At 74.5% G+C, this 13,447-nt stretch carries 10 protein-coding genes; 7 read left to right on the top strand and 3 right to left on the bottom strand.

Annotated elements, in window-relative coordinates; genetic code table 11:
- The first annotated feature begins 84 nt into the window (after positions 1-84).
- The 4 genes from C1I92_RS14780 (at position 85) to C1I92_RS14765 (ending at position 7,681) form a co-directional block, all read left to right on the top strand.
- Entirely contained in the window at positions 85-2,520 is a 2,436-nt protein-coding gene (locus C1I92_RS14780) for a hypothetical protein (RefSeq protein WP_146605147.1), read from the top strand.
- On the top strand, positions 2,520-5,195 hold the full coding sequence (locus C1I92_RS14775; RefSeq protein ID WP_111255420.1) for an SMP-30/gluconolactonase/LRE family protein: 2,676 nt from the start codon (positions 2,520-2,522) through the stop codon (positions 5,193-5,195). The genes C1I92_RS14780 and C1I92_RS14775 overlap by 1 nt, the downstream gene beginning before the upstream one ends.
- A gap of 34 nt (positions 5,196-5,229) precedes the next feature.
- Entirely contained in the window at positions 5,230-6,159 is a 930-nt protein-coding gene (locus tag C1I92_RS14770; RefSeq protein WP_111255419.1) for a dihydrodipicolinate synthase family protein, read from the top strand.
- A gap of 172 nt (positions 6,160-6,331) precedes the next feature.
- Entirely contained in the window at positions 6,332-7,681 is a 1,350-nt protein-coding gene (locus tag C1I92_RS14765; protein WP_111255418.1) for a replication-associated recombination protein A, read from the top strand.
- A gap of 13 nt (positions 7,682-7,694) precedes the next feature.
- On the opposite strand, the gene C1I92_RS14760 is transcribed toward C1I92_RS14765, so the two are convergent.
- Positions 7,695-8,525, bottom strand: coding sequence for a Gfo/Idh/MocA family oxidoreductase (locus tag C1I92_RS14760; RefSeq protein WP_158564139.1), 831 nt, complete (start codon positions 8,523-8,525; stop codon positions 7,695-7,697).
- A gap of 67 nt (positions 8,526-8,592) precedes the next feature.
- On the opposite strand from C1I92_RS14760, the gene C1I92_RS14755 reads away from it, so the two are divergent.
- The 3 genes from C1I92_RS14755 to C1I92_RS14745 are packed head-to-tail and all read left to right on the top strand — an operon-like array spanning position 8,593 to position 11,803.
- Positions 8,593-10,191 (top strand): serine hydrolase domain-containing protein, encoded by a 1,599-nt coding sequence (locus tag C1I92_RS14755; protein ID WP_158564138.1) that lies wholly within the window; start codon positions 8,593-8,595, stop codon positions 10,189-10,191.
- 2 nt (positions 10,192-10,193) lie between these two features.
- Positions 10,194-10,865 carry a response regulator transcription factor gene (locus C1I92_RS14750; protein WP_199521241.1) on the top strand — a complete coding sequence of 224 codons (672 nt, stop codon included), beginning with the start codon at positions 10,194-10,196 and terminating at the stop codon, positions 10,863-10,865.
- A complete protein-coding gene (locus C1I92_RS14745; RefSeq protein ID WP_111255415.1) occupies positions 10,862-11,803 on the top strand; it encodes a sensor histidine kinase in 942 nt (313 codons plus the stop codon). The genes C1I92_RS14750 and C1I92_RS14745 overlap by 4 nt, the downstream gene beginning before the upstream one ends.
- Positions 11,804-11,867: 64 nt before the next feature.
- Here C1I92_RS14745 and C1I92_RS14740 read toward each other — a convergent pair whose 3' ends face one another.
- Both C1I92_RS14740 and C1I92_RS14735 read right to left on the bottom strand, forming a co-directional pair.
- Positions 11,868-13,004 carry a UDP-N-acetylglucosamine--N-acetylmuramyl-(pentapeptide) pyrophosphoryl-undecaprenol N-acetylglucosamine transferase gene (locus C1I92_RS14740; protein ID WP_111255414.1) on the bottom strand — a complete coding sequence of 379 codons (1,137 nt, stop codon included), beginning with the start codon at positions 13,002-13,004 and terminating at the stop codon, positions 11,868-11,870.
- A complete protein-coding gene (locus C1I92_RS14735) occupies positions 13,001-13,447 on the bottom strand; it encodes a GNAT family N-acetyltransferase (RefSeq protein ID WP_111255413.1) in 447 nt (148 codons plus the stop codon). Before C1I92_RS14735 ends, C1I92_RS14740 begins: the two co-directional genes overlap by 4 nt.

Here is a 13,447-nt window from a genome sequence, read left to right as displayed (position 1 = left end):
TTGCATTGCCTGAGGGGTCTTGCCCGAGGTCGACCGTGACTGCCAGGATGTGCGCCTAACGGACCGGACCGAAAAGGAGCGCCCGTGAAGAGGCTGCACCGACCGATGCTGGCGGCACTGGTCGCCGCACTCGTCGTCCCGCTCGCGGTCGCGGCCGCCCCGGCCGCCGCGCCGGCCGCGCCCATCGCGCCGGTCGTCGGCGCCGAGGAGTCGCTCGGATACCCGATCGCGAGCCGCGTGCTGTCGCAGGACCAGTCCCAGGGCGTCGACGCCGAGGGACGGCCGCAGGCGTACTGGGTGACCGCGGGCAACCCGGAGACCCCGGGCATGTTCCAGGCGACCGACCTGCGCAGCGGCGAGGTGGTGTTCGCCGAGCGGCTCCCGGCCGGCGTGAACAGCTGGGCCAGCACGTTCAGCGCCGCCGACGGCACCGTCTACTTCGGCATGGTCGAGGGCCAGCTGTACTCGTGGACGCCGGGTGACGACGCGGTGACGGCGCTGGGCGTGCCGTACCCGGGCGAGGGGATCTGGCGGCTGGCGGCCGCACCCGACGGTGTCATCTACGGCGGGACGTACCCCGGCGGCGAGCTGTTCTCGTACGACCCCACGACCGGCGCGTTCACCAACCACGGTCAGGCGGTGCCGGGCGAGACCTACGCGCGTGCCCTGGCCGTCGACGACGAGAGCGTCTGGGTCGGCACGCAGCCGCGGGCCCGGCTGACCCGCTTCGACCGCGCGACCGGGCAGTTCCACCAGGTCGCGCTGCCGGCGCAGTACGAGACGCACGAGGTCGTCTACGACATGACGCTGGCCCGCGACTACCTGTTGCTGCGGGTGCAGCCCTCCAACGACCTGCTGGTCTACGACACGGTCACCGGCGAGTTCGTCGACATCGTGCCGCGCATCTCCGGCCGGGCGATCTCGCCGCCGGACCCGGCGGGGAAGCACGTGTACTTCCGCATCGCCTCCGTGGGAGTCGTCGCCTACGACCTCGACACGCTCACCTACACACCGGTCGGCTGGGCGCCCAACGCGTTCCCCGGCACCTGGGCCTGGGTCGACCTGGACGACCCGGCGATGCCGGGGCTGTCGCTGGCGATGACCTACTACTACGGGCGCATCTACATCTGGAACCCGCAGACTCACGCGGCGCGCTACATCGGCGAGGACGACCTGCAGGGCGCGCCGAACTCCATCACCGCGCTCGGCGTCGGCCCGGACGGCGCGGTGTACGTGGGCGCGTTCCTGTCGCCGCCCGGCATGGCCCGATTCGACCCCGCGACCGGCGCGACGACGCTGCTGGCCGGCGCCGGGCAGGTCGAGGGCTTCGGGACGTACGGCGACCATCTGGTGTTCGGCCGCTACCCGAACGCCGGGCTGCTCGACTTCGACACCACCCGGCCGTGGAGCATGGGCACCAACCCCGGCCCGGCCGCGACGATCGGCGGCGAGCAGGACCGGCCGCAGTCGTTCGCCCAGGTCGGCGACCTGATCGCGGTGGGCAGCGTGCCGAAGTCGGGCCGGCTCGGCGGCGCGCTCAGCCTGTGGGACCCCGCGACCGGCGAGGTGGTGACGCATCGCAACGTCGTGCCGGACCAGAGCGTCGTCTCCGTCGCAGCCCGCGACGGGCTGGTCTACGGCGGCACGTCGGTCAACGGCGGCTACGGCATCGACCCGGTCGCGACCGAGGCCGAGCTGTTCGTCGCCGACCCCGCCACCGGCGAGGTGCTGTCCAGCATCGTCCCGGTGCCCGGCGGACGGGCGGTGAACGGGCTGACGTTCGACGCCGACGGCATGCTGTGGGGCGTCTCGGACGGGACGCTGTTCACCTACGATCCGGCGACCCGCTCGGTGACCCGCGCCGAGCAGCTCTTCCCGAGCAGCACCAGCATGTACGGGCACGACCGGCACCTGGTGTTCCGCGGCGACGGCTACCTGTACGTGACCAGCTCCGGCAGCCTGTGGCGGGTGGACCCCGAGAGCTGGGCCGTCACCCGCCTCGCGTCGTCGGGCGTGGCCTCGCTGGCCAGCGACGGTGCCGGCAACCTGTACTACTCCCGCGGCGCGGCGCTGTACCGGTGGAACTTCGCGTTGCGGCCGCAGCCGGTCTGCGACGTGACGGTGACCGGCCCGCACGCCGGCCCGGTGACCGTGCAGGCCGGCACCACCTGCCTCGACGGCGCCAGCATCGACGGCCCGGTGCAGGTCAGCCCGGGTGCGGTCCTCGTCGCGGAGGACTCGGCGGTGCGCGGTCCGGTGCGCGCGGTGGGCGCCGGCGGCGTCCAGCTCGACGGCGTGACGGTGACCGGCCCGCTGTCGGTGACCGGCGCCGTCGGCGGGGTGTGGATCGACGGCACGACGGTGGACGGCCCGGTGGAGCTGGTGTCCAACACCGGCGGTACGACGGTGGACGGCCTCACCGTGACCGGCCCACTGAGCTGCACCGGCAACGAGCCACTGCCGGTGCTCGAGGACCTCGACGTCGCCGGCCCGGTGGCCGGCCAGTGCAAGGAGGCCTGATGCGACGCCTGCTCACCTGGCTGACCGCCGTGCTCGTCGCGGCGGCCACGCTGACCGCCGTCGCCGACGCCGTCGAGTACCCGACGTTCAAGGACATCGGCGGGATGCCCATGGACGCCGTCACCGCGCCCGGGTCGGCCGTGGGGCCCGGGCCGGGCGGCGAGCCCTGGCTGTACTTCGTGTCGTCGGGCAGCCCGGCGGTGCTCAGCGTCGTCGACGCCCGCGACGGACACCGGGTGCACGAGTTCCCGCTGACCGGCGCGTCCGGCTCCTGGGCCGTGGACGTCACCCCGAACGGCGACGTCTACATCGGCAGCTACGGCGAGGGCCGCGTGTACCGGTACCGGCCGGGCGCCGCGGCCGTCGAGAACCTGGGCGTCGCCGTGCCCGGCGAGACGTTCGTGTGGTCGATCACGCACGACGAGAACGGCGTCGTCTACGGCGGCACCGGCCAGTCCAGGGCGAACGTGTTCCGGTACGACCCGGCCACCGGCACGACGACGAACGTCGGCTCGCTCGCGCCGACGGCCGACCCGCTGATCGTGCGCGGCATCGCCGCGGCCGGCGGCAAGGTCTACGCCGGCACCCACACGTCGACCAGCGTCATCGAGATCGACGCGGCGACCGGCGCGCGGCGCGACCTCGGGCTCCCACCGGGCGCCGACCCGGCCGCCGGCGTGTACGACCTCGACGTCCGCGGCCGGCTGCTGTTCGCCCGGATCAGCAACTCCGGCGCGCCCGCGCCGCTGCACGTCTACGACCTCGACGCCGGCGCCTGGATCCAGTCGATCCCGGACGCGTACGGCCTGTCCGTCTCGCCCGTGGCGGCCGACGGGCGCACCGTCTACTTCGTCCGGGACCGGACGCTGCACACGTACGACCTGGTCGATCGCACCTACGCGGCCACCTCGCTGACCGGGGTCGGCGACGTGCGCGGCTTCGACTTCGCCGACCTCGGCAGCCCGGACTGGCCCGACCAGACCCTCGTCGGCCTGAACCACGTCGGCCGCTACTTCGTGTACTCGCCGCAGACCGGCCGGTCCGAGCAGCGCACCGCCGACGCCGTCGCCGCACCCGGCCCGGTCCGCTCGATCGCCGAGGGCCCCGACGGCCTGCTCTACACCGGCACCTTCCTCGCCGGCGGGCTGGCCAGCTACGACCCGGTGACCGGCGCGAAGGCCCAGCTCGCCGAGGAGGTCAGCCAGTCCGAGGGCATGGTCACCCACGACGGCGCGCTCTACATCGGCACCTACCCGTGGGGCGAGATCCTCCGCTACGACCCGGACCAGCCGGCCGAGCCCGGCGTCAACCCCGAGCCGGTGCTGCGGCTGTACGAGGACCACGGCCAGTCCCGCCCGTTCGCGCTCGCCTCGGCCGGTGACCACCTCGCCATCGGCACCGTCGCGAAGAACGGCTCACCCGGCGGCGGCCTGACGCTGCTCAACACCAGCACCGGCGAGTCCTGGTTCACCGACGTCGTGCCCGGTCACAGCGTCGTGTCGCTGACCTACCGGGACGGCGTCCTGTACGGCGCGACGTCGGTGTTCGGGGGCGTCGGCGGGCCGCGGCCGACCGAGACCGACGCCGTCGTCTTCGCCTACGACATCGAGCAGCGGCGCAAGCTCTGGGAGATCGTGCCGATGCCCGGCGAGGGCGCCATCGGCGAGCTCGCGTTCGACGAGAGCGGCAAGCTGTGGAGCCACACGACGGTGTCGGTGTTCCGGCTCGACGTCGCCACGCAGACCGTCGAGGCGCGGCGCAACTACGAGCCGTACCCGTGGGACACCGTCGCGTACGCCCACGTCGGCTCCCGGCTGTGGTGGGACCCCTACGTCGACCGGCTCTACGTCGTCTCGCAGGCGCGGATGTACACGATCGACCCGGTGACGCTGGACCGGGCCCGGGTGTTCCAGCCCGCGTCGTACGGGTTCCTGCACAACAACGGCAACGTGTTCATCGCGCGCGACCTGAAGTACTGGGAGTACACGCCGAGTGCCCGGCCGGCGGCTGGTGTTTCTGCGGAAGCTGAGACGGTGCCGGCGGGACGGCCGCAGACGGTCGCGCTGACCGGGCTCGGCGCCGGCGAGGAGGTCGAGCTGTGGCTGCGGCCGTCGGCTCGCTACCTCGGCACGGTGCGGGCCGACGCCGGTGGGACGGCAAGCCTGACCTTCACCGTGCCGCTGGACCGGTCCGGCGAGCTGACCGTCGAGGCGCGCCGGCTCTCGACCCGGGGCGCGCTGTGGACGTCGTTCCAGGCCACGGAGCCGCTGTGCGACGTCACGGTCGGCGGGCCGCATGACGGGGCGCTGCGGGCGGAGTCCGGCACGACGTGTGTCTCGGGGGCGACGGTGTCCGGGCCGGTGACGGTGTCGCCGGGCGCCTCGCTGGTGGTGCGGGACTCGACGGTGGCCGGGCCGGTGCGCGCCGTCCGGTCCGGTGGCCTGCTGCTGTCCGGGTCCTCCGTGTCGGGACCGGTCACGGTGACCGGCACGACGGGCGCCGTCTCGATCACGGACTCGGTGGTGAGCGGGTCGGTCTCGCTGGCCGGCAACACCGGCGGCGTGCGGTTCGACGGCAACCGGGTGTCCGGCGGGCTGTCGTGCTCCGGCAACGATCCGGCGCCGCTGATCTCGGACAACGAGATCGCCGGACCCGTCCGCGGGCAGTGCTCGTGACCGGCCGGCGCACGACAGTGGATAGTCTGCATCGGTGGGGAACACGCGAAACGTCGCGGAGCTGACCGGGCGACTGCGGTGGTCCGTGGTGGCCGCCGCGGCGACCCCGATGCGGGCCGACGGCAGCACCGACCCGAACGTCTGCGCGGCCTACTTCGGGCAACTGGTCCGCGGTGGGGCGGGCGGGCTGGCGATCGCGGCGCACACCGGCCGCGGCGACCGTCTCTCCGTCGCCACGAAGTCCGAGCTGGTCCGGCGCGCCGCGACGTTCGGCGTGCCGGTCCTGGCCGGCGTCGGCGACGACCTGGAGTGGGCCGCGGCGGCCGGTCCGGCCGGCGCCGACGCGCTGCTGGTGTTCCCGCCGTCCGCGACCGACCCCGACGCCGTCGTCGCCCACCACGAGGCGATCGCGGCCGCGTCCGGGCTGCCGCTGGTCGCGTTCGACCTCTACACCCGGCCGCACTCGCCGGAGACGCTCGGCCGGGTGCTCGACCTGCCGGCGGTGTGTGCGTTCAAGCCGGCCCGCCTGCACGACGCGATCGCCTGCCAGGAGACCATCGCCGCCGCCCGCTCCCGCGGGCTGCTGGTGCTGACCGGCGAGGACCGCATGCTCGGCGCGTCGCTGATGTGGGGCGCCGAGGGCGCGCTGATCGGGCTGGCGGCGGCCGCGGTGCAGATCTCCGTCGCAGCGGTGGAGACGTTCGCGGCGGCGGTGCACACGTCGGCGCGCGACGCGGCGGCCCGGTTCCTCGAGGTGTCGGCGATCGTCGACGAGGTCTCCCGGGTGACGTTCCGGCCGCCGTACGACGGCTACGTGCAGCGGATGATGTGGATCGCCGCCGACGAGGGGCTGCTGCCCGACGAGTTCTCCGTCGACCCGTACCGGCCGGCCGAGCTCGACGACGCCGAGCGCGACGAGGTCGTGCGGGTGGTGCGGCAGTGCCGCGACCAGGTTCGTCGCTAGGGGGTGTCTGACGGAGCTCGGCGGCGCGGATCGACGCCCAGACGCCGACCAGCTGCGTTGTCGTTGTCGCCCGATGGCACCGCATCGATCTCCTCCTCCGCCTTGCTGGACCGGCGCCTGGACGCCGCCCGCATCCACCATCTCCGTCAGACACCCCCTAGAGTCAGTGACCATGGAGCAGGAGGGTCTGTTCGGCGGCGGTGCGCCGTCGGTGCCCGCGGGCTCGCTGTCCGGCGCCGACGACGACGTCGCGGGCAAGCCGCTCGCGGTGCGGATGCGCCCGCGCACGCTGGACGAGATCGTCGGCCAGCAGCACCTGCTCGGGCCGGGCACGCCACTGCGCCGGCTGGTCGAGGAGGACCAGCCGATGGCGCTGGTGCTGTGGGGCCCGCCCGGCACCGGCAAGACCACGCTGGCCTACGTCGTCAGCCGGGCCACGCAGCGCCGCTTCGTCGAGCTGTCCGCCGTCACCGCCGGGGTGAAGGACGTCCGCGCCGTCATCGACACCGCGCGGCGCGAGCTGGCCCGCGGCGGCCCCGGCACCGTCCTGTTCGTCGACGAGGTGCACCGCTTCTCCAAGACCCAGCAGGACGCGCTGCTGCCCGGCGTGGAGAACCGATGGGTCTCGCTGGTCGCGGCGACCACCGAGAACCCGTACTTCGCGCTGATCAGCCCGCTGCTGTCGCGGTCGCTGCTGCTGACGCTGGAGCCGCTGGACGACGACGCGATCCGCGAGGTGATGAGCCGGGCGCTTCGTTCCGACCGAGGCCTCGACGGCACGGTGACGATCGACGACGACGCGCACGACCACCTGCTCCGCCTCTCCGGCGGCGACGCCCGGCGCGCGCTGACGTACCTGGAGGCGGCCGCCGGGGGAGCCGTCGACGGCGTCATCACCCTCGACGTCGCCGAGAAGGCGGTCGACCGGGCCGCCGTCCGCTACGACCGCGACGGCGACCAGCACTACGACGTCACCAGCGCGATGATCAAGTCGATCCGCGGCAGCGACGTCGACGCCGGCCTGCACTACCTCGCCCGGATGGCCGAGGCCGGCGAGGACCCGAAGTTCCTGGCCCGCCGCCTGGTGATCCTGGCCAGCGAGGACATCGGCATGGCCGACCCGACGGCGCTGCAGACCGCCGTCGCCGGCGCCCAGGCGGTCCAGCTGATCGGCTGGCCGGAGGCGCAGATCACGCTGGCCCAGGTGGTCATCGCGCTGGCGCTGGCGCCCAAGTCGAACAGCGTGGTGCGCGCGATCGGATCCGCGGTCGCCGACGTGCGGGCCGGGCTGGCCGGGGCGGTCCCGCCGCACCTGCGCGACGCCCACTACGCCGGGTCGAAGAAGCTCGGCCATGGCACGTCGTACTCGTACGCGCACGACGACCCACGCGGCGTGGTGCGGCAGCAGTACGCGCCGGACACGGTCGTCGACAAGCAGTACTACGAACCGGGGACGCGCGGAGCGGAGCGCGACTACGCGGACCGGTACGCGCGGCTGCGCAAGATCATCCGGGGCGAGTAGCCGCCGCTGCCGCTCAGGCCAGGTGGTCGGTGATGGCGTCGAGCAGGGCGACCGGTGCGACGTACGCGGCCGCCTCGGCGGCGCTCGGCGGCTCGCCCTTCTCGGCGACGGCCAGGAAACGGTCCAGCACGGGCGCGGTGTAGTCGCGCGGCAGCGCCAGCTCACGCGCCACGACGCCGCCGGGGCGGACGACGGTGGCGTGGAACGGCGTGGCCGGGTCGGCGACGAACGTCAGCGTGACGTGCACGCCGCCGATGGTGGTGACCGCGGTGACGACGTCGTCGCCGGTCCGCACGTCGACGGCGCCCGGGCTGTTGCCGCCGTCGCCGCCGATGAGCTGCAGCGCGGTCTCGGCCAGGTGGACGCCGTAGTAGTACAGCCCGCCGTAGGGCCCGGCCGGGTCGGCCGGCCCGGTGACGTGGACGGCGAGTGGCCGGTCGCCGCTCAGCTCGGCGATCGCCGGGACGAACCGCAGCGCCGAGCCCTCGTAGAGCGGTGTGCTGTGCGTCCGGGCCGCCTCGACGATCGCGGCGGCGTCGGCGGCGGACGCGGCCAGCGGCTTGTCCACGAACACCGGCAGCCCGGTCTCGATCAGCGGGATCGCCTCGGCCCGGTGCGCGCGGCCGTCGCGGGAGCAGATGAGGACGGCGTCGACGGCGCCGGCCAGGTCCCGTGGCTCGTCGACGAGCTGTTCGCCGTTCGCGGCGAGGGCGCGGTTGCGCTCGGTGTCGCCGCCGCTGAACGCGACGATCCTGCTGTCGCCGTAGCGGCGCTCGGTGTTGAGCAGACGGAGGAACTGGTCGACGTGGCTGCTCTCCGTCCCGACCACCCCGATGCGCGTCACGGTCAGTCAGCCTACGCGGCCGGGCTCGTTCACACCGGGTTCGCATCCAGGTTTCTACGGTCGCGGTATGAAGAGGTTTCTGACCGTCCTGGGTGTGGCCGTCATGCTGGTGCTCGCGGCGTGCACGTCCGAGGTCGACTCGCCATCGGGGTCGTCGGCGTCGTCCGCTCCGCCGGGGTGCGATCCGGGGCTGGCGGCGTGGGCGGAGGCCGGGTTCAGCGGGTCGATGGCGGTGGTCGAGCGCGGTGAGCCGGTGTGTTCCGCCGGGTACGGGCTGGCCGATCGGGCCGGTGAACGGTCGAACGCGGCGGACACGGTGTTCGCGATCGGCTCGGTGACGAAGGCGTTCACCGCGGCGGCGATCCTGGACCTGGCCGACTCCGGCGCGCTGACGACCGATGACCGGGTCGGCGAGCTGCTGCCGTCGCTGCGCGGGCCGGTCGCCGACGCCACGCTCATGCAGCTGATGACGCACACGAGCGGGCTGTCCGGCGGGGCCGGGCCGGACCATCGGCCGTTGTCGGAGGAGGACGCGCTGGCGGCGATCTCGGCGCTGCCGTTGATGTTCGCATCGGGCACCGGCTACGAGTACAGCAACGCCGCGTACACGCTGCTGGCGCTGGTCGTCGAGGAGCTGGGTGGCGGGTACCGCTCGCACGCGGCGTCGCGCATCCTGGCCGGGCTGCCGTCGGCCGGGTTCTGGGACGGCGAGCCGGCCGCGTCCGGGCCGCGCGCCGTCGGGTACCTGGAGGACGGCTCGGCCGGGGAGCCCGGCGACTTCGGCGGGCCGCACTGGGCGCTGGACGGCAACGGCGGGCTGGCGATGTCGATGCCGGACCTGGCCGCGTGGACGCATGCGCTGTTCACCGGCGAGGTCGTGTCGCCGTCGTCGGCGCAGGTGCTGGCCTCGCCCGTCGTGGAGCTGGGCGAGGGCCAGGCGGAGACACCGGGCTGGGTGGCGGTCGACGCGTCGGCGTACGGCGAGCCGTTCCTCGCGGCGGCCGGCGGTGGCGGCGACGTCGGCCACGACGCGATGGTGGTGTGGGTCCCGGCGGCGGAGCGGGCGATCGCGGTCGCGTCCAACGGCGGCGCCGTCTCCGCGGAGGAGCTGCTGGCCGCCGTCGGCCCGGCGCTGGCCACCGGCGGCCCGATCCCGCCGCCCGAAGCGCCGGGCGGCGCCGTCGATCCGGACGCCGCCGCGGCTATCGTCGGCGACTACCGGCTCGACACGGGAGGGACGTTCCAGGTGACGTACGACGACGGCGAGCTGCGGGTCGCCGGGCTGGGCGCGGACGCCGTCGCGGCGCTGTTCCCGCCGGACGACGCCGCGGCCGTCGCCGAGCACGAGCGGCAGGTCGCGGCGCTGCTCGGCGACGATCTGGTCGCGCTGGCCGGTACCGTGCTCGCCGACGGCGAGCTGCGCACCTACGTCACGGCCGACACGGGGGAGGGGCCGCTGCTGGTGTGGTACGCGCTGGACGCGAAGGGGGTGGTGGCCGCCGTCGAGGAGGGCACCGACCCGCCGGCGCTGACGCTCGCGACCGACGGCGACGGCTTCGCCCCGGTCGACCCCACGGGGACCGGTCCCGACGTGCGGCTGACGTTCGATGCCGACGCCGTGACGGTGACCGGCCCGGACGGCGCGGTGCCGGCGGAGCGGAGCTGACGGTGCGGATCCTGCTGGTCGAGGACGACGCCGACCTCGCCGACGTCGTGGCGCTGGGGCTGCGCAACGAGTCCTACGCCGTCGACCACGCCGCGACCCGCGCCGCGGCGGAGGAACTGCTGGTCGCCACCACCTACGACGTCGCCTGCCTGGACCTCGGCCTGCCCGACGGCGACGGTCTGGAGCTGCTGCGCCGGCTCGGCGGTGACTCCGTGCTGCGGCGGCCGCGGCGCACGCTCGTCCTCACCGCCCGCGACGCCGTCGACGACCGCGTCGCCGGGCTCGACGCCGGCGCCGACGACTACCTCGTCAAGCCGTTCCACTTCGCCGAGCTGGTGGCCCGGCTCCGCGCGCTGGGCCGCCGCGCCGACGAGGCCGGGTCGACGCTGCGGGTCGGCGAGCTCGGCCTTGACCAGGCCGCGCACCGGGCCTGGCGCGGCGATGCCGAGCTGCGGCTGACGGCGCGGGAGTTCTCGCTGCTGCGCTACTTCATGCACCACCCCGGCGAGGTGCTGTCGGCGGAGGACCTGCTCGACCACGTGTGGGACGTCAACGCCGACCCGTTCACGACGTCGGTGCGGGTGATCCTCAGCCGGCTGCGCCGCAAGCTCGGCCAGCCGCCGCTGATCGAGACCGTGACCGGCGCCGGCTACCGGCTGCGGGCGGCGCCGTGAGCCGGCGGTGGCGGTCGCTGCGGATGCGGCTGGCGGTGACGGGGTTCCTGGCGATGTACCTGCCGGTGCTGCTGCTGTACGGCGTCACCGTCTACACCGACTACGAGACGACGACCGAGCTGGCGAACGGGGTCGAGGTCACGATCGAGTCGTGGGGCACGTGGTCGCCGTGGGTGACGGGGACGGTGCTGGCGCTCGGTCCGGCGTCGGCGCTGGTCGCGTGGTGGTGGGCGGGGCGGGCGGTGGGACCGTACGCGGAGATGCACGAGCGGCTGCAGCATGCGGCCGACGCCCAGCGGCGGCTGATCGAGGAGACCAGCCACGAGCTGCGCATCCCGCTCTCGGTGCTGGCGACGAACGCCGAGGTGCTGCTGGCCCATCCGGCGCCGACGCTCTCGGTGTACCGGGAGGGGCTGGAGCGGTCCGGCCGGGCGGCGACCCGGCTGCGCGCCGTCATCGACGAGCTCCTGGTCGACGCCCGTGGCCGGGCCCGCACCATCGACCGGCAGCCCGCCGATCTGGTCGCGCTGGTGCGTGCCGTGGCCGAGGACATCGGCGTGGTGGCGGGGTCGCGGGGCGTCTCGGTGGTGGTGACGGCGCCGGCGCGGCTGGTGGCCGCGGTCGACGAGGCGACGGTGCGCCGGGCGGTGGCCAACCTGGTCGACAACGCCGTCCGCCACGCCCCCGCCGCGTCCCCGGTCGAGGTCACCGTCGAGGACCGCGGCGCCGAGCTCGCCGTCGTCGTCACCGACCGCGGCCCCGGCATCCCCGCCGACGAGCTGCCGCACGTCTTCGAGCCGTTCTGGCACGGCCGCGACCGTCCGGGTACCGGTCTCGGCCTGCCGATCGCCCGCCAGATCGCCCTCGCCCACGGCGGCGACGTCACCATCGCCGGACCCGGCCCCGGCTGTGTCGTCACCCTCACCCTCCGGCGCTGATCGGTCGCCTCGGGCAGGCCGCCACGGCGATGTCAGGTGGCCGGCGCCCGTGGACGGCTGACGATCAGCGGGCTGCGCGCCGCCTGGCGATCGCGGCGAGCACGTGCCGGGCCAGGACGGCGCCCGCGTCGGGGACGGCGGCCACCGTCGCGCGGGCCGTCATCGCCGCGATCCGCTCCGGGTCGGTGAGCACGGGGATCAGAGTGGCCGCGATCCATGCCGGGTCGAGGTCGGCGTCGTCGATGAGCAGCGCGCCGCCGGCCGCGACGACCGCCTTCGCGTTCAGCCGCTGCTCGCCGCCGCGTCCCGGCAGCGGGACGTAGACGGCCGGCAGGCCGGCCGCGGCCAGCTCGGCGCACGTCATCGCGCCCGAGCGGCAGATCGCGAGGTCCGCTGTGGCGTAGGCGTCGCGCATCTGGTCGACGTAGCGAACGACGACGTACGGCGGCTCGCCGGGTTCGCCGGCCGGGACCTCGACCACGTGCTGCGACCCGGTGATGTGCAGCACCTGCACGCCGGCCGCCCGTAGCGCCGCGGCCGCACCGGACACCGCGGCGTTGATCGTCCGGGCGCCCTGCGAGCCACCGGTGACCAGCAGCACCGGACCGTCGGGTCGCAGGCCGAACCGCTTCCGGGCGGCGTCGCGCAGGGCGGGCCGGTCGAGCCCGGTGAGCGCCGGCCGCAGCGGGATCCCGACGGGGACCGTGTGCGGCAGCCGGACACCCGGCGCGGCCGTGAACACGTACGGCGTCATCCGGGCCGCGAGCCGGTTGGCCACTCCGGCTCGGGCGTTCGCCTCGTGGACCACGATCGGCAGGCGCCGCCCGCGGGCGGCCAGATAGGCGGGCACGGCCACGTAGCCGCCGAAGCCCACCACGACCTCGGCCCGCGTGCGGTCGAGCACCGCCCCGGCCGCCCGCACGGCCGCACGCAGCCTGCCGGGGGTGCGCAGCAGGGCTCGGTTCAGCCGACGCGGCAGCGGCACCGGCGGGATGAGCTCGAGCGGGTAGCCACGGGCCGGGACGAGCGTGGTGTCAAGGCCGCGGACGGTGCCGAGCGCGGTGATCTCGGCGGTGGGCTCCAGCCGGCGCAGCGCGTCGGCGAGGTTCATCGCGGGCTCGATGTGCCCGGCCGAATGCCCACCGGCGACGACGACACGCGGCGCGGTCACGTCCGGTGCCGGGCCCGGATCGATCGTCATGACGGCCGGGGCAGGTCGCCGAGGAACCGGGACGAGGATCCCCTCTGGTCGAGATAGCCGAGACGTCGATAGAACGCGTGTGCGTCGTGGCGGCGGTCGGAGCTGGTGACCTCCATGCGCAGGCATCCGTGCCGGACGGCGAACGCCTCCGCCGCTTCGACGAGCCGGCCGCCGACGCCCTGGCCGCGCACTCGTTCGGAGACGACCAGGGCCACGATGCGGCCCCAGCAGCCGGTTCGTTCGAAGAACGGGCTGATGTGCACGGCGATCAGGCCGAGGACGTCGCCGTCGGCATCGGCCACGTACGCGGCGCTGGAGGGGTCCTCGCCCCAGGCGCGGATGCGGGACGCGGTCGCCGCGGCACCGTCCTGGGGATAGCCCAGCTGGTGCAGCAGCTCGGTGACGGACGCCGCGTCCGCGGTGTCTGCCGGTCGGATCCGCAT

Source organism: Jiangella anatolica, assembly GCF_003236295.1.
GTDB classification, from domain to species: Bacteria; Actinomycetota; Actinomycetes; order Jiangellales; family Jiangellaceae; genus Jiangella; species Jiangella anatolica.
Note: the sequence above shows the minus strand (reverse complement) of the source record. Positions and strands in the feature narration are given on the sequence as shown.

Coding starts and splice junctions, on each gene's coding strand:
- C1I92_RS14755 (WP_158564138.1), top strand. CDS start 8,593: ATGAAGAGGTTTCTGACCGTCCTGGGTGTGGCCGTCATGCTGGTGCTC.
- C1I92_RS14775 (WP_111255420.1), top strand. CDS start 2,520: ATGCGACGCCTGCTCACCTGGCTGACCGCCGTGCTCGTCGCGGCGGCC.
- C1I92_RS14765 (WP_111255418.1), top strand. CDS start 6,332: ATGGAGCAGGAGGGTCTGTTCGGCGGCGGTGCGCCGTCGGTGCCCGCG.
- C1I92_RS14735 (WP_111255413.1), bottom strand. CDS start 13,447: ATGCGGATCCGACCGGCAGACACCGCGGACGCGGCGTCCGTCACCGAG.
- C1I92_RS14740 (WP_111255414.1), bottom strand. CDS start 13,004: ATGACGATCGATCCGGGCCCGGCACCGGACGTGACCGCGCCGCGTGTC.